General features: G+C 74.0%; 11 protein-coding genes. 3 read left to right on the forward strand and 8 right to left on the reverse strand.

The features are described from left to right. Positions 1 to 3: 3 nt before the first annotated feature. From ACZ66Z_RS05865 to ACZ66Z_RS05885, 5 genes are all read right to left on the reverse strand, one after another. Positions 4 to 1,239 (reverse strand): hypothetical protein, encoded by a 1,236-nt coding sequence (locus ACZ66Z_RS05865; protein WP_469932767.1) that lies wholly within the window; start codon positions 1,237 to 1,239, stop codon positions 4 to 6. Positions 1,240 to 1,318: 79 nt separating this feature from the next. Continuing rightward, positions 1,319 to 1,957 (reverse strand): response regulator, encoded by a 639-nt coding sequence (locus tag ACZ66Z_RS05870; protein WP_469932768.1) that lies wholly within the window; start codon positions 1,955 to 1,957, stop codon positions 1,319 to 1,321. Beyond that, positions 1,954 to 3,261 (reverse strand): sensor histidine kinase, encoded by a 1,308-nt coding sequence (locus tag ACZ66Z_RS05875; RefSeq protein WP_469932769.1) that lies wholly within the window; start codon positions 3,259 to 3,261, stop codon positions 1,954 to 1,956. Before ACZ66Z_RS05875 ends, ACZ66Z_RS05870 begins: the two co-directional genes overlap by 4 nt. Positions 3,262 to 3,317: 56 nt before the next feature. Further along, positions 3,318 to 4,070 carry an ABC transporter permease gene (locus tag ACZ66Z_RS05880; RefSeq protein WP_469932770.1) on the reverse strand — a complete coding sequence of 251 codons (753 nt, stop codon included), beginning with the start codon at positions 4,068 to 4,070 and terminating at the stop codon, positions 3,318 to 3,320. Then, positions 4,067 to 4,969: an ABC transporter ATP-binding protein gene (locus tag ACZ66Z_RS05885; protein ID WP_469932771.1), complete on the reverse strand. Its 903-nt coding sequence runs from the start codon at positions 4,967 to 4,969 to the stop codon at positions 4,067 to 4,069. Before ACZ66Z_RS05885 ends, ACZ66Z_RS05880 begins: the two co-directional genes overlap by 4 nt. Positions 4,970 to 5,106: 137 nt before the next feature. On the opposite strand from ACZ66Z_RS05885, the gene ACZ66Z_RS05890 reads away from it, so the two are divergent. From ACZ66Z_RS05890 to ACZ66Z_RS05900, 3 genes are all read left to right on the forward strand, one after another. Then, positions 5,107 to 6,897, forward strand: coding sequence for an ABC transporter ATP-binding protein (locus ACZ66Z_RS05890; protein ID WP_469932772.1), 1,791 nt, complete (start codon positions 5,107 to 5,109; stop codon positions 6,895 to 6,897). Continuing rightward, positions 6,894 to 8,735 (forward strand): ABC transporter ATP-binding protein, encoded by a 1,842-nt coding sequence (locus tag ACZ66Z_RS05895; protein WP_469932773.1) that lies wholly within the window; start codon positions 6,894 to 6,896, stop codon positions 8,733 to 8,735. Before ACZ66Z_RS05890 ends, ACZ66Z_RS05895 begins: the two co-directional genes overlap by 4 nt. 509 nt (positions 8,736 to 9,244) lie before the next feature. Then, entirely contained in the window at positions 9,245 to 11,272 is a 2,028-nt protein-coding gene (locus ACZ66Z_RS05900; protein WP_469932774.1) for a M4 family metallopeptidase, read from the forward strand. A 124-nt stretch (positions 11,273 to 11,396) separates the two neighbouring features. On the opposite strand, the gene glgP is transcribed toward ACZ66Z_RS05900, so the two are convergent. From glgP to ACZ66Z_RS05915, 3 genes are all read right to left on the reverse strand, one after another. After that, complete coding sequence (glgP, locus tag ACZ66Z_RS05905) at positions 11,397 to 13,952, reverse strand: alpha-glucan family phosphorylase (RefSeq protein WP_469932775.1); 2,556 nt, start codon at positions 13,950 to 13,952, stop codon at positions 11,397 to 11,399. Positions 13,953 to 14,059: 107 nt separating this feature from the next. After that, the gene (locus tag ACZ66Z_RS05910; RefSeq protein WP_469932776.1) at positions 14,060 to 15,391 is read right to left on the reverse strand and encodes an FAD-dependent monooxygenase; all 1,332 of its coding nucleotides are present in this window, start codon (positions 15,389 to 15,391) and stop codon (positions 14,060 to 14,062) included. Between the two features lie 12 nt (positions 15,392 to 15,403). Then, positions 15,404 to 16,567, reverse strand: coding sequence for a monodechloroaminopyrrolnitrin synthase PrnB family protein (locus ACZ66Z_RS05915; RefSeq protein WP_469932777.1), 1,164 nt, complete (start codon positions 16,565 to 16,567; stop codon positions 15,404 to 15,406). Positions 16,568 to 16,598 lie beyond the last annotated feature (31 nt).

The following is a 16,598-nucleotide window of genomic DNA, read 5'->3' on the forward strand; positions in this document are numbered from 1 at the left end:
GGGTCAGCGCAGGGTGACGTAACAGGTGTAGTCACCGCTGACGTCGGAGTCGGGACCGGTGTACCCCTGGCTGATGCTCGTGCCGCCGTAGACCGTGTACGAGCCCGCGGGCCGGGCTCCCGAGGTCCACGCGGCGGGCGCCGAGCGGAAGCGGGCACGGCACTTCTCGCCGGCCGCCGCCTCCCCCACGCCCTTCGGGTCGCCCTGGACCGTCCTGTCGACCCGCACGTGACCGAAGACGCGCAGGTCCGCGTCCTTGCCGCAGGGGGCCGGCAGGACGCGGACCGCGGACCCGAGGCCGGTGGCCGTGGAGCCGCAGGCACCGGGCTTCAGGCCGGCCAGGGTGGTGGTGACCCGCTCGGCGTCCTGGGATCGCTCGTCGGCGGGCACGGGCGGAACCGTCGCCTTCCCGTGGTCGGTCAGGACGTACTCCGCGCGCAGTGAGGTGACGCCGCCGAGGGCGCCCCTGGCGTGCAGGCCGCCGAGGGCCGGCCGGAAGTCGACGGCGGCCCGGACCAGGCGCCCGTCCTCGTCCAGGTCCACCGTCAGCGGAACCTCGTCGGAGGAGCTCGGGTCCAGGTGGGACGCGACCTCGTCCGGCAGGGCCTCGGCCGCGGTCGAGGCGTGGATCCGCACCTCGTAGCGGCGGCCGCCGCCGGCGGTCCTCGCCGGGCTCCGCTCCGGATGCACGTGACGCACCACCTCGGCCAGGGTGTGGCCCCAGGGCGCGGCCTCGCCCGCGTATTCCAGGAGACCCTCGACGGAGTCGGCGAACTCCATGGAACCGGAGGCGGAGTAGCGGAGCCACGTGCCGCGTGGGGTCCGGTAGCTGATGTCGTTCTCCTCGACCGCGAACCGCTCGCGGATCCTGACGCCCGGGGCGCGGCCGAGGTCCTCGGTCGCCGCCTTCTCCGGGAAACCGCGCGGGACCTCGACGGACCGCTCGACGCGGGCGGTGTCCTTCCCGTAGTCGAGGACGCCGGTGGTCCGTTCGACGGCGTCGCCGCCGGCCGAACCGTAGGTGACGGTGGCGGTGAAGCGGGCCGAGCCGCTCGCGGCGGTCGCCCGGGAGGCGGCGTTCAGCTGGTCGCGCAGCCGCTCCTCGAAGACCGGCTTGCCGGTCGGCGAGGCCGTCTTCGCGGCCGGTTCCTCCGCCTGGCCGGCCGTCTGGCAGCCGACGGCCGCCAGCAGGAACGGCAGCGTGACGGCCGCCGCGCGGAATCTTCCGGAATGCCTCATCGTCGTTCTCCCGCCCCTGGTCGTCCCTCGGGGCCGGGATCTTACGGACCGGCTCCTTCCGGATCGTCGACGGGTCCCGTCAGTTCCGCCCGAGAATCCCCCGGTCATAGCCGGCGGCGACGGCGGCCGCGCGGTCCCTGACGCCCAATTTGCCATAGATGTGGGTGAGATGCGTCTTCACCGTCGCCTCGCTGATGAAGAGCTCCGCCGCGATCGCCCGGTTCGCCGTGCCCTTCGCGACGAGCGCGAGGATCTCGCTCTCGCGGGCGGAGAGCGCGGTGTCGGCGGCGGGTGAGCGTACGGCGGTGACCAGGCGGGAGGCGACGGCCGGGGACAGGACCGTACGGCCCGAGGCCGCCGCCCGCACGGCCGCGAACAGCTCCTCGCGGGGCGCGTCCTTCAGGAGGTAGCCGGTCGCGCCGGCCTCGATCGCCGGAAGGGTGTCGGTGTCCGTGTCGTACGTGGTGAGGACGAGGACCCGGGAGCGGGCACCGTGCCGCGTGAGCGCCGCGATCGCGTCGACACCGCCGCCGCCGGGCATGCGCAGGTCCATCAGGACGACGTCGGGGTCGAGTTCCAGGGCGAGTTCGACGCCCCGGACACCGTCGGGGGCCTCCCCGAGGACGCGGAAGCCGGAGCCCTCGGCGGTGAACATGCCGCGCAGGCCGTCCCGTACGACGGGGTGGTCGTCGACGATCAGGAGCGTGATGTCGGTCATGGTCCGCCCAACGGTACGCGAGCGGAGATCGCCGTGCCCTCGCCCGGCGCCGTCTCCACGGTGACCGTGCCGGCGAGGCACTCGGCCCGCGCCCGCATGCCGTCGAGCCCGAACCCACCGCCGTCGCGGCCCCGTTCGCGGCGCGCGAGCGGGTCGAAGCCGCGACCGTCGTCCCGTACGTCCAGGGTGATCTCGTCGCCCATGTAGGAGAGCGTGACGCCGGCCCGCACGGCCCCGGAGTGGCGTGCCGCGTTGGACAGGGCCTCCTGGGCGATCCGCAGCAGCGTCGCGGCGATCTCGTCGTGCAGCGGCACCTCGGTGCCGGTCACGGTGAACCGGGTGCCCACACCGGTGCGTTCGGCCCAGTCGGCGACCGTCTTGCGGAGGGCCTCCGGGAGCTCGTCGTGCTCCAGGGCGACCGGCCCGAGGTTCCGCACGGAGCGGCGGGCCTCGCCGAGACTGTGCCGCGCGAGGTCGGCGGCCCGCCGGAGGTGTGCCTCGGCGCCCTCCCGGTCGGAAGCGGCGGAGGCCGCGGAGGCGGCCTGGAGCTGGGTGACGATCCCGGTGAGGCCCTGGGCGATCGTGTCGTGGATCTCGGCGGCGAGCCGGCGCCGCTCGTCGTCGACCCCGGCCTCGCGGGCCTGGAGGAGGAGCTGGGCCTGGAGCGCCGAGTTCTCGGCGAGGGCCTGTTCGAGGCGGCTGTTGGCGCGGCCGAGCTCGGCGATGGTGGCGGCCCGCTCGGCGGCCTTCTCGGCGTCCTTCGTGGCGAGGTGGGAGAAGCCGAGCGAGAGGGCGGCGTTGAGCGCCAGCAGGCCGCCGAAGGCCAGCCACTGCACGAGGGAGGCGGGCGGCAGGCCGCCGGACTGGGAGCCGGCCATGGCGACGGCGGTGACGAGGAGCCCGGCGCGGGACAGGCGGCGGGGCAGCAGGTGGACGGCGTCGAAGTAGCCGACGCAGGCGTAGACCGCGAAGAACGGGTTGAGCCAGGTCAGGGCGAAGGCGAGCCCGGTGCGGAGGGCGAAGTGGGCGACGGAGGCGGGTCCGGGGGCCGCCGGAACGAGCACGGGCCCGGCCCCCGGCTCCTCCGGCCCCCACCCGGAGGCTGCGACGACCCGCCCGCAGCGGAGGGCCCACACCACCTGGAGGAGGAGCGCCGCCACCACGAGGGCGGCGGCCGCCACCATCCGCGTACGGCCCATGAACAGGTCCGCCGACGCCCCGGCGATCACGGTGGCGACGCCGAGCAGTCCGAACGGCCCCCAGCGGAAGAACTGCCGCCAGCGCTCCTCGACGGTGGTGGGCATCCCGGCTCCCTTTCCCCTCGCTCCCGACGGCACCGCTCGCTCCCGGCCGGCCCGGCTCACTCCCAGCGGAACCAGCGCACCGAAGCACCGGTCAGCACGACCGCCCACAGGACCATCACCCCGAGCGCGACCCGGCCGGGCCAGCCGCCCGAGGCGGCCGAGTCGAGGGCCTCGGAGGCGGCGCCCAGCGGAGTGATCCCGACGATCCGCCGCAGGGTATCCGGCATGGCCTGGACGGGCACCCAGACGCCCGCCGTGAACATCATCGGGAAGGAGACGAGGGTGCCGACGGCGGTGGCGACCTTCTGCGTGCGGAAGACGGCGCACACGGCGGCCCCGAGGGCGAGCCCACCGGCGACGGCGAGCAGCAGGGCGAGCAGGTACCCCACGAGGTTCTCCGGCAGGGCGACGCCGAAGGCGATCCGCCCCACCGCGATCACGAGCAGCGAGGAGACGAGCGCGGCGACGCCGTGCAGCACGAGCTGCGCGGTGAGCAGCGCCCCGGGCCGGACGGGGGTGGTGGACATCCGGCGGAGGATGCCGCGTTCGCGGTAGCCGGACAGTACGGGCGGCATGGCCTGGATCGAGGCCATGACGAGGGCGAAGAGAACGGCGACGGGCACGTACACGTCGATGACGCGGCGTCCGCCGAGGTCCGGGGAGGCCTCCCGGAAGGAGGGGACCAGGCCGCCGAGGATCACGAGCAGCAGGGTCGGCGCGACCATCGCCCAGAACAGGACGGCGGGCTCGCGGCCGAAGAGCCGGGCTTCGGTGCGCAGGACGGTCAGGGCGGGACTCGGAGTGCTCATCGGTCGGTTCCCGTCAGGTCGAGGTAGGCGTCGTCGAGGGAGGCGTCGGCGACCCGGAGCCGGGCGGCCGTAACGCCCTCGCGGGCGAGCAGGGAGACGAAGGCGGCGACGGTCTCCTCGGTGCCGCCGACGACGGTCCGGCCCTCGGCCGTCGTGACGGAGGCGGCGCCGGGCAGGGCGCGCAGCGCGGCCGGATCGAGCGCGGTGCCGGAGTCGAAGGAGATCTCCCGGGCGGCCGAGGCGCGGCCGATCAGCCCGTCGGGGGTGTCGAGCGCGGCGATCCGCCCGCCGTCGAGGACGGCGACGCGGTCGCAGAGGCGCTGCGCCTCCTCCATGAAGTGGGTGACGAGCAGCACGGTCACCCCGGCGTCCCTCAGGGACTCCACGAGCGCCCACGCCCCGCGGCGGGCCCGCGGGTCGAGACCGGTGGTGAGCTCGTCGAGGACGACGACCCGGGGGCCGCCGACCAGGGCGAGGGCGATGAACAGCCGCTGCTGCTGCCCGCCGGAGAGCTTTCCGAACCGGGTCCGCAGGTGCGGGACGAGACCGAGCCGCTCGGCGAGCTCGTTCCGGTCGGCGGGCCGCTCGTGGAAGGAGGCGTACAGGTCCAGCGCCTCGCCCACGGTCAGCTTGGCCTGCAGGGCGCTCTGCTGGAGCTGTGCCCCGAGCACCCGGGTGACCTCTTCCCGCTGCGTCACGGGATCGAACCCGCACACCCGCACCCGTCCCCCGTCGGGGGTCCGCAACCCCTCGACGCACTCCACGGTGGTGGTCTTGCCGGCGCCGTTGGGGCCGAGGATCCCGAAGATCTCCCCCTCGCCGACCTCGAAGGAGACGTCGTCGACGACCTTCCGGCCGTCGTACGTCTTGTGCAGTCCCCGCACCTCGATCGCTGTCATGTCCCCAGGCTGTCGAGCGCGCCGGATCCGGAACATCGGCCATCGCGCTCGAACCGGCTTCAACCGATCGGCTGATGCCGGGGTACGACCGAAAACCGGGTGAGCGGTGTCAGCGGTGAACCGTATGGTCGGACCTGATGCCAGAGAAACCGATCCCCCCGCACTCCGACCGCTCGACGGTCCGCGTCCTGCTCCGTCTCTGGCCGTACGTGCGGCCCGTGCGGGGCCGGCTGGTCACGGCCGCGATCATCGCGATCGTCGCCTCCTGTCTGTCGCTCGTCATCCCGATCGTCCTGAAGTGGCTGGTCGACGGGCCCGTCGCGGACCGCGACCCCGGGGGCGTCTGGCTCGGCGCCCTGTACCTGCTGCTCCTGGGAATCGCCGAGGCCGTCCTGTTCGGCTTCCGCCGCTGGCTGGTGGCCCGGCCGCTGTCCGCCGTGGAGGCCCGGATGCGGGCCGACCTGTACGGCAGGCTCCAGCGCCTCCCGATCGCCTTCCACGACCGGTGGGCCTCCGGACAGCTGCTCTCGCGCGGGACGACGGACCTGATGCTGGTCCGGATGTTCCTGGCCTTCCCGCTGACGTTCCTCCTGGTCAACGGCGTGACGATCCTCGCCGGTTACGTCCTGCTCCTGGCCCAGGACTGGTCCCTCGGCCTCGTGCTCCTCACGCCCGTGCTCCCGCTCGTGCTCGTCTCCAACCTCTTCGAGCGGCGGTACGGGAGCGTGGCGCGCAGGGCCCAGGACCAGGTCGGCGACCTGACGACGGTCGTCGAGGAGAGCGTCCTCGGCATCCGGATCGTGAAGGGCTTCGGCCGCCACCGCAGCCAGGCGGAGGCGTTCCGCGAGCTCTCCGGCCACCTCCGCGGCACGGAACTGGCCAAGGCGCGGCTGCTCGCCATGATCTGGGCCGTCATCACCATCGTGCCGGAGCTGGCCATCGGGGCCGCGCTCGTGCTCGGCACCGTCCAGGTCGCCGACGGGGACCTGTCGGCGGGCACCCTCGTCGCGTTCCTGTCGACGGCCCTGGCGCTGCGCTGGCCGGTGGAGTCGATCGGCTTCCTCCTCGCGATGAGCCAGGAGGCGGCGACCGCGACGGAACGCTACTTCGAGGTGATGGACGCCGAGGAGGAGCCGGACACGGCCGCCGCGACCGGCGACGGCGGGGGCCCGGGCGGGGTCTCCGACGGGGTCCGCTTCGAGGGCGTCACCTTCCGCTACCCGGACGCCCCCGAGGAGGCGCCCCCGGTCCTGGACGGCATCGACCTCCACATCCGCCCCGGCGAGACCCTGGCCCTGGTCGGCGGCACCGGCTCCGGCAAGACGACCCTCACCGCCCTCGTACCCCGCCTGCACGAGGCGACGGCCGGCCGCATCCTCCTCGACGGCGAGGACATCGCCCTCATGGAACGGGAGAGGCTCCGCTCCCTCGTCTCCGTGGCGTTCGAGGAGCCGACGCTGTTCTCCGCGAGCGTCGGCGAGAACGTCCTGATGGGCGCGGCAGGAGCCGGCGACCCGGAGTTGCGCCGCGCCCTGGGCGTCGCCCAGGCGGACGGCTTCGTCGACCGGCTGCCCGAGGGGACCGCGACCCAGGTCGGCGAGCAGGGCCTCAGCCTCTCCGGCGGCCAGCGGCAGCGGCTCGCCCTGGCCCGGGCGGTGGTCGGCAGGCCCCGGTTCCTGGTCCTGGACGACCCGCTGTCGGCGCTCGACGTCCACACGGAGGCCCGGGTCGAGGCGGCCCTGCGGGAGGTCCTCAGGGAGACGACAGCCCTGGTCGTGGCGCACCGCCCGTCGACGGTGATGCTCGCCGACCGGGTCGCGCTGCTCTCGGGCGGCCGGATCGCGGCCGTCGGCACCCATCAGGAACTGCTGCGCGGCAGCGCCGAGTACGCCTGGCTGATGTCCGGCGAGGGGAACGAGAAGCGATGACGGACACCACGCTCCAGGAGAAGACGGCGAAGGCCCCGGCCGAGCCGTCCGATCCCTTCGACCGCGACGACCTGCCCGCGCCCCCGGGCGCGACGGGGGCCCTGCTCCGCTCCCTCCTCGCCCCCCACCGCGCGCGGGTCGTGGTCGCGGCCCTGATCCTCCTCGTCAGGGAGGCGGCGCTGCAGGCGGGCCCGCTGCTCGTCGCGTACGCCATCGACCGCGGCGTCCCGGCCTTCCGCGCGGGGGACCACGGCCCCGTCGTCGCCGTGGCCGTCGGCTACCTCCTCTGCGCCGTCCTGTCGGGCGTCCTCCAGTACGCCTTCGTCCGCGGTGCCGCCCGCATCAACCAGGACGCGCTGCTCGACCTGCGCGGCCGGATCTTCCGGCACGCGCAGGTGCTGAGCGTCGACTTCCACGAGCGGTACACCTCGGGCCGGCTGATCTCCCGCTCGACCACGGACGTGGAGTCCCTCCGGGAGCTCCTCTCGGAAGGCCTGCAGGAACTGATCGGCGTGGTCCTCTCCTTCGCGTCGATCTCCCTCGTCCTGCTCTGGCTGGACTGGGGCATCGGAGCGCTGGCGGTCGCCTCCTTCGTCCCCCTCCACCTCCTCATCCGGCTCTACCGGCGGCGCGCGGGCACGGTGTACGCGGAGCGTTCCACGGCCATCGCGGGCGTGATCGTGAAGTTCGCGGAGACGATGAACGGCATCCGCCCGGTCAGGGCCTTCCGCCGGGAGAGGACCAACGACACCGAGTTCGCGGCGCTCAACCACCGCCACGAGCGGAGCAACGGCGACGCCCTCCTCGAAATGGCCCGCTACGTGGTCGGCTCGCGCCTGGTGGCGAACACGGCGGTGGCCGGGATGTGCCTCTGGGGGGCGTACCGGGTGGCGGCCGGAACGCTCGAACTGGGCGTGCTCGCCGCGGCGGTCCTCTACATGCGCCGCCTGTACGACCCGATCGACCGCCTCGGCATGTTCCTGAACTCCTACGAGTCGGCGGCGGCGTCCCTCGCCAAGATCGCCGGCCTGCTGGCCCAGGAGCCGGGGGTCCCGGAGACGACGGCGCCCCGCGAACTCCCCCACCGCTCCGGGGCTCCCGGCAGGGAGATCACGTTCGAGGGCGTGCGGTTCGCCTACCGGACGGGCGGCGAGGTCCTCCCGCGCTTCGACCTGACGATCCCTGCGGGCCAGACGGTCGCGGTGGTCGGCGCGACGGGCGCGGGCAAGTCGACGCTGGCGAAACTGCTGGCCCGCTTCTACGACCCGACGGAAGGCCACGTCAGGCTCGACGGGGTGGACCTCCGCGACCTCACGACCCCCGATCTCCGCCGCGGGATCGTGATGGTCACCCAGGAGGCCTTCCTCTTCTCCGGCACGGTCGCGGACAACATCGCGATCGGCCGCCCGGACGCGACCCGCGACGAGATCGAACAGGCGGCGAAGGCCATCGGGGCGCACGAGTTCATCACCGGCCTCCCGGACGGCTACGACACGGACGTCCGCAAGCGCGGTGGCCGGATCTCGGCCGGCCAGCGCCAGCTGGTGGCCTTCGCCCGCGCCCTGCTGGCGGACCCGGCGGTCCTGATCCTGGACGAGGCGACCAGCTCCCTGGACGTACCGGGCGAGCGGGCGGTGCAGCGGGCGATGGACACGGTCCTGGCGGGCCGTACGGCGGTGGTCATCGCCCACCGCCTGTCGACGGTCGAGGTGGCGGACCGCGTCCTGGTGATGGAGTCGGGCCGGATCGTCGAGGACGGCCCCCCGTCGGCCCTGGTGAAGGGCGAGGGCCACTACGCGGGCCTGCACCGGGCCTGGCGGGACAGCCTGGTGGGGTGACGGCGGGCGGGCAGGGGGACGTGCGGAGGGGGTGCGGAGACGCCGGCGCGGCTCGGCGCGGGCCGGTCGGACGGCGCGTGGAGGGAACAGAATGAGCCACGGTTCGACGCGGTGCGGTCGGGCGGTCGGTATCCCCTCCTCGACGCCCCCGCCCATGACGCCGGCTCCGTGCTCGGCCCGGAAAGCCTCTTCGAATGCGGGCTCCGCAGAACGTCGGGCGACAACGCGACCATGATCGGCGAAACGTCCGGTTAACGAACACGGACATTCGGACAGCGGACGATTTCCGGCCAACTTCCCGTCGTGGTCCTGACAGGTCCCCGTCATTCCTGTCACTCTCTCCCCGGCTCTTCGTACCACCGTTCACCGCGTCACCCGAATGGGTTCGGACCCCCTGGGCCCCGATCCGCCGGGTTCCGCGTCACACGTACGTGCTCCACAGCTCTCCTTGCTCCGCCCGGACGGGCTCACCCAAGTCCGCCGGTACCCCCCTCGCATAAGGAGTCTGCGTGAGATCCACGCCCAGCCGCCGTGCCACCGCGACCGGCGCCCTGATCGCCGCCGCCGCCATGCTCACCCTCGGCGTCCAGTCCGGCACCGCATCGGCCGGCACCTTCGGGTCCGCCCCCGCGGCGCAGTCCATCGGCAAGGTCAACCCGGGCAAGCTCCCGGCCGACCTCTCCCCCGCCCAGCGCGCCGCCCTCATCAAGGCGGCGGACGCCGACAAGGCCGCCACGGCCAAGTCCCTCGGTCTCGGCGCCCAGGAGAAGCTGGTCGTCCGCGACGTCGTCCAGGACCGCGACGGCACGACCCACACGCGCTACGAGCGCACCTACGCCGGACTGCCCGTCCTCGGCGGTGACCTGATCGTCGCCGAGACCAAGGCCGGCGCCACCACCGGGGTCATCAAGTCCAGCCGCGCGCAGCTCGAGAACGTCGACCTCGCCGCCGACGTCACCCCGGCCGCCGCCGAGAAGCAGGCCCTCGGCCGCGCCGCCGCGGAGGGCTCCAAGAAGGCCGCCGCCGACCGCGCCCCGCGCAAGGTCGTGTGGATGGCCCAGGGCGCGCCCGTCCTCGCGTACGAGACCGTCGTCGGCGGCCTCCAGCACGACGGCACCCCGAACGAGCTGCACGTCGTGACGGACGCGAAGACCGGCGCGAAGCTCTACGAGTGGCAGGCCATCGAGACCGGCATCGGCAACACGCAGTACAGCGGCCAGGTGACCCTCGGCACCGCGCCCTCGTACACGCTGACCGACACCGGCCGCGGCAACCACAAGACGTACAACCTCAACGGCGGTACGTCGGGCACCGGGACGCTGTTCACCAACACCACGGACACGTGGGGCAACGGCCTCCCCTCCAACAAGGAGACCGCGGGCGCCGACGCGCACTACGGTGCCGCGCTCACGTGGGACTACTACAAGAACGTGCACGGCCGCTCCGGCATCCGCGGTGACGGCGTCGGCGCGTACTCCCGCGTCCACTACGGCAACGCGTACGTCAACGCCTTCTGGTCCGACTCCTGCTTCTGCATGACGTACGGCGACGGCTCGGGCAACAGCAAGCCGCTCACCTCCATCGACGTGGCCGCGCACGAGATGACGCACGGCGTCACCTCCAACACCGCCGGCCTGGTCTACAGCGGCGAGTCCGGCGGCCTCAACGAGGCCACCTCGGACATCATGGCGGCGGCCGTCGAGTTCTACGCCAACAACGCCAACGACAAGGGCGACTACCTCGTCGGCGAGAAGATCAACATCAACGGCAACGGCACCCCGCTGCGCTACATGGACAAGCCGAGCAAGGACGGCTCGTCCAAGGACTCGTGGTACTCGGGCATCGGCAGCATCGACGTCCACTACTCCTCGGGCCCGGCGAACCACTTCTTCTACCTGCTCTCCGAGGGCAGCGGCGCCAAGACCGTCAACGGCGTGAACTACGACTCGCCGACCTCCGACGGCCTGCCGGTCACCGGCATCGGCATCGACAAGGCCCGGCTGATCTGGTTCAAGGCGCTCACCACCAAGTTCAGCTCGAACACCAACTACGCCGGCGCCCGCACGGGCACCGTCGCGGCTGCCACCGAGCTGTACGGCGCGGGCAGCGCCGAGGTCACGGCCGTCGAGAACGCCTGGGCCGCCATCAACGTCGGCACCCGTCCCGGCGGCGGCAACCCGGGCGGCGGCACGGTGTTCACCAACGACGCCGACGTCGCCATCCCGGACTCCCCCGGTGCCGCGGTCACCTCGACGATCAACGTCACCGGCATCGCGGGCAACGCGCCCTCGACCCTCAAGGTCGGCGTGGACATCGTCCACACCTACATCGGTGACCTGGTCGTCGACCTCGTCGCCCCCGACGGCTCCGTCTACAGCCTGAGCAACCGTGCCGGCGGCAGCGCCGACAACATCAACACCACGTACACCGTGAACGCCTCCACCGAGGTCGCCAACGGTGCCTGGAAGCTCCGCGTCCAGGACAAGGCCGGCGCGGACACCGGCTACATCAACAGCTTCAAGCTGACCTTCCCGTAAGTCGCATCACACGGGGGCGGGCGCCCGGAGGGAACTCTCCCTCCGGGCGCCCGCGCGTCTGCACGCCCCGGCGGCGTGATCAGGGTGCCGCTCGCCGGCAGGGCGAAGGTGCCCTGGGGACCGCCTACCGCAGCAGCACCCCCGCACCCTCCCCCGTCGTCTCCGACGGCAGTGCCACGAGGCCGAGTTCCGCCGGCCGGGCGAGCAGTGGGTGGGCGGGCAGGACGCGGACCGTGCAGCCGAAGGAGCCCGTCCGGTCGAGCTCCAGGGTGCCCGCGTAGGGCAGTCGTCCCTCCAGGTCGGGGCCGCCCGCCGGCTTCAGGGTGACGGTCCGGGTGGCGGCGAGGGCGTCGTCGGCGTCGACGCGGCCGGTGACGGCCTGGACCTCGACGTCGTCGGGGCCGAGCGCGCCGAGCGCCACCCGGACCCGGACGACGGGCGTGGCGCCCAGCTCCGCGTCGGCGAGGTCGTCCGCGAGCCCGTCGCCGACCTCGACGTGGTCGACGGCCACCCTGGGCCAGGCCTCCCGGACCCGGGCCTTCCAGGCGGCGAGGTCCCGCGCCCGGGCCGGGGTGAGGGCCCGGTGGGCACCGGCGGCGGGCACGTACAGCTCCTCGACGTACTCGCGGACCATCCGGTCGGCGAGGACCTTCGGACCGAGGTCGGCGAGGGTGCGCCGGACCATGGCCGTCCAGGCGACCGGCACCCCGTCGGGGCCCCGGTCGTAGAAGCGGGGGGCGACCCGGCGCTCGATCAGTTCGTAGAGGGCGGCGGCCTCCAGGTCGTCGCGGCGGTCCTCGTCGGCGGCGGCCGCGCCGTCGGCGGTGGGGATGGCCCAGCCGAACTCGGGCCGGAACCACTCGTCCCACCAGCCGTCGAGGACGGAGAGGTTGAGGCAGCCGTTGAGGGCGGCCTTCATGCCGCTGGTGCCGCAGGCCTCCAGGGGGCGCAGCGGGTTGTTGAGCCAGACGTCGCAGCCGGGGTAGAGGCCGCGGGCCATCTCCATGCCGTAGTCGGGCAGGAAGACGATCCGGTGCCGGACCCGGGGGTCGTCGGCGAACCGGACGAGTTCCTGCACGAGCCGCTTCCCGCCGTCGTCGGCGGGGTGGGCCTTGCCGGCGACGACGAGCTGCACGGGCCGCTCGGGGTGGAGGAGCAGCGCCCTCAGCCGGTCCTTGTCCCGCAGCATCAGGGTGAGCCGCTTGTACGAGGGGACGCGGCGGGCGAAGCCGATGGTGAGGACGTCGGGGTCGAGGACGGACTCGGTCCAGCCGAGTTCGGCGGCGGCCGCGCCGCGCTGCCGCCAGGAGGCCCGCAGCCGTTCCCGCACGTCGGCGACGAGCCGTTCGCGGAGGGTGCGGCGCAGCTCCCACAGCTCGCGGTCGTCCGCGTCCGGGTCGAGCCGGGCCACTTCGGGGGCGACCCAGGTGGGGGCGTGGACGCCGTTGGTGATGGAGGTGATCGGCACCTCGTCGGCGTCGAAGCCCGGCCAGAGTCCGGCGAACATGGAGCGGCTGACGGCGCCGTGGAGGGTGGAGACGCCGTTGGCGCGCTGGGCGAGGCGCAGGCCCATGGCGGCCATGTTGAACACGCCGGGCTCGCCGCCGAGCGGGGTCTCGTCGCCGAGGGCCAGGATCCGGCCGAGGTCGACGCCGGGGAGGGCCCCGTCGTCGCCGAGGTGGCGGGCGACGAGGGCCCGGTCGAAGCGGTCGATGCCGGCCGGGACGGGGGTGTGGGTGGTGAAGACGGTCCCGGCCCGGACGGTCTCCAGGGCGCTGTCGAAGTCGAGTCCCTCGCCCTGGAGTTCCCGGACGCGTTCGAGGCCGAGGAAGCCGGCGTGGCCCTCGTTGGTGTGGAAGACCTCGGGGACGGGGTGTCCGGTGAGCCGGGTGTAGGTGCGGACGGCGCGGACGCCGCCGATGCCGAGGAGCATCTCCTGGAGGAGCCGGTGCTCGCTGCCGCCGCCGTACAGCCGGTCGGTGACGTTCCGTTCGCCCGGGCCGTTCTCCTCGACGTCGGAGTCGAGCATGAGGAGCGGGACGCGGCCGGCCCGGGCGATCCACAGATGGGCGTGGAGGCTGCGGCCGCCGGGCAGCGCGAGGGTGATCCGGGCGGGGGCGCCGTCGGCCTCGCGGAGCAGGGTGACGGGCAGCTCGCCGGGGTCGAGGACGGGGTACTGCTCCTGCTGCCAGCCGTCCCGGCCGAGGGACTGCCGGAAGTAGCCGTGCCGGTAGAGCAGGCCGACGCCGATCAGCGGGACGCCGAGGTCGCTCGCGGACTTGAGGTGGTCGCCGGCGAGGATGCCGAGGCCTCCGGAGTACTGGGGCAGGGCGGCGGCGACGCCGAACTCGGGCGAGAAGTAGGCGACGGCGGCCGGGGCGTCGCCGGGCCGGCCCTGGTACCAGCGGGGGGCGTGCAGATAGTGGTCGAGGTCCTCGGCGGCGGCGCGCAGCCGGGCCAGGAAGTCCTGGTCGGCGGCGAGCGCGGCGAGCCGGGGCGCTTCGAGGGCGGCGAGGACCCGCACGGGGTCGGCGCCGGTCGGGCCCTCGGGGGCGAGGGAGGCGAAGAGCGCCCGGGTGGGCTCGTGCCAGGACCAGCGCAGGTTGTGCGCGAGGTCGGCGAGGGGTCGAAGGGTGTCGGGGAGGACGGGACGCACGGTGAATCGACGGATTGCCTTCACGTTGTCCACCTTCGCAGGCGAGTACGGAGCGGAGCGGACGCACCACGCTGTGCGTCCGGCGTGCCGCTCCGACGGTAGGGCACGCCCGCCCGTCGGGCCACGGGGCGTCAGGCGGTGGGCACCGCCACGTCGTACGGGGAGCCCCGGTTGACGGTGGCCGGGTCGAAGGCGCCGGTGGCGGCGTACCGGGCGGCGATGGCGGCGAGTTCCTCGGCGGGGATGACCTGGTGGATGTCGGTGAAGCCGTGCGGGGCGCGGGCGTGGGCGAGGTGGATGACGACCTCGGGGCCGAGCTGCCGGTTGGTGTGCTGGAGGGCGGTCATGGCGGGGCGGCGCTCGCGCTCGTAGGCGGCGAGGCCCTCGGCGGGGTCGTCGGGGTGCCGTGCGAGGGCGTGGGCGAGGGCGCGGGCGTCGACGATCGACTGGGTCGCCCCGTTGGAGCCGACGGGGTACATGGCGTGGGCGGCGTCGCCGATGAGGGTGGTGCGGCCGTGGGTCCAGCGGTCGAGGGGGTCGCGGTCGACCATCGGGTACTCGTGCGCGGTGTCGGCGGCGCGCAGGACGGCGGGGACGTCGACGCCGTCGAACTCCCAGCCCTCGTAGTACGGGAGGAAGGTCTCGACGGGGACGGCACGGTTCCAGTCGCCCCGCAGCCGCTCCTCGCCGGCGGCGGCCGGGGTGTCGGCGGGGCGGGCGAGCGCCCAGTTCACGAGGACCTCGCGGCCGGGGCCGGTGGGCCGGCCCATGGGGTAGACGACGGCCTTCTGCCGGTCGTCGCCCGCGATGAGCATGAAGGAGCCCACGGCCCGCGCGGGCATCCGGGACACGCCCCGCCAGACGAGCATCCCGTTCCACGGGGGGCCGCCCTCCGCGGGGTTGAGCGCGGCGCGGACGGCGGAACGGATGCCGTCGGCGCCGACGAGGACGTCCGGTTCGAGGGAGGCCCGGCCCCGGACGGGTCCTTCGCGGTGCTCCAGGCGCAGCCGGGGCCGGCCGTCCGGGAGCGGTTCGACGCCGGTCACCTTGACGCCGGTGACCAGGGCCGTGGTGCCGAGCCGGGCGCGGACGGCACCGGCCAGGACCTGTTGGAGGTGGCCGCGGTGGACGGACAGCTGGGGCCAGCGGTAGCCGGCGCCGAGGCCGCGCGGTTCCCGGGATATCAGGCCGCCCGAGCGGTGGTAGTAGCGCAGTTCGCGGGTGCGCAGGGCGCCCGCCTCCAGGGCGTCGAGGAGGCCGAGCGCGTCGAGTTCGCGGACGGCGTTCGGCATCAGGTTGAGCCCGGCGCCGACGGGGCGGATGGCCGCGGCGGCCTCGACGACGGTCACCCGCTCGAATCCGGCGGCGTGCAGGGCGAGGGCGGCGGTGAGGCCGGCGACGCCGCCGCCGGCGATGACGATGTGGGGGCCGTGGTGGGGGTGGGTCGGGGTGTGGGGGGACATGACTGCTGCTCCTTAGCGCGATGACGCGGCCGTGGGGCCGACGGGCGTCCGGGCGGGACGGCGCCGCTCGGACGCGCGGCGCACCATGGTCTCGTTCTCCCTGGTCAGGTCCAGGATCGAGCGCAGCAGTGCGACGGGGGCGCCGCCGCTGCCCTCCTCGTACAGGCGCACGTCGTCGCCGTACGCCTTGCGGGCGATGCCGAGGTGGCGGGCCCGGAAGGTCTTCAGGATCCGCAGGACGCGGCCGAGCGCCTCGGCGGAGGCGGTGAGCGCGTGCGGCAGCCGGTCGGCGCCCTCCCAGCTGACGGCCGCCGACAGCTTGCCGACGGCGGAGATCCCGCCGCGGTACCGGGTGTGGAAGGCGCGCCAGGCCGGCAGGGCGTACGGCAGGGAGTCGGCGAGGAAGGCGTCGTAGGCGGTGTCGGAGCGGTCGCACTGCCACAGCGTCAGGTCGACCAGCCAGAGCGGGACCTGTGCGGCGGCCGGGCCCAGGTAGTCGCGGCCCGCGACCTCGACCTCCTCGAAGTAGGGGCGGAGGGTGAGCGCGAAGTGCTCGGGCGGGACCTGCGCGACCGTGAGGTCGATGGAGTCGACCATCGTCCGCACGTACCCGGCGATCCGGTCGAGGGCGGCGGCGAAGCCGTGGTCGTACGGTTCGAGGCGGGCGACCCGGGCGCAGTCGTCGAGGGCCGCGACGAGTCCGGGGAAGACCATCCGTACGGCGTCCTGGAGGCGGGCCTCGATCGGGTGGCCGGTATAGGTGCGGCGACGGGGGCCCTTGGGGTTCCAGGTCGTGTAGTGGTGGACGGTGTCGCGGGGCACCATGTCGGTGCGGCGGCCGAGGAGTTCCAGGACGGGCAGGGCCTCGGGGACCGCGTGCAGCGGCTGCACGCCGTGCCGTTTCAGGGAGCCGAGCAGGATGCCGAGGTCCCGCATGGCCGCGAGCGCGCCGTCGACGCTCCACTGCGCGGCCCGGTCGAGGTCGGGGACCAGGGCGCGCAGGGCGACGGTCAGGGCGGCCGTGTCGGCCCGCGCGTTCATCGCGGGCACCGCGGCGAGCAGGGCGTCGGCGCCCAGCGGGTCGGCGGCGCGTACGTCCTCGGTCATGTGCCGCAGGTCGCCGAGCATGGGGGCCTCTATTCTTCGGGGCTCGGTGCGCCGGGGGACACGGTTCACCGGCCGGGCGGTCGTGGGGTGGGCATCGCGT

Source organism: Streptomyces sp. NPDC107498 (genome assembly GCF_055582805.1).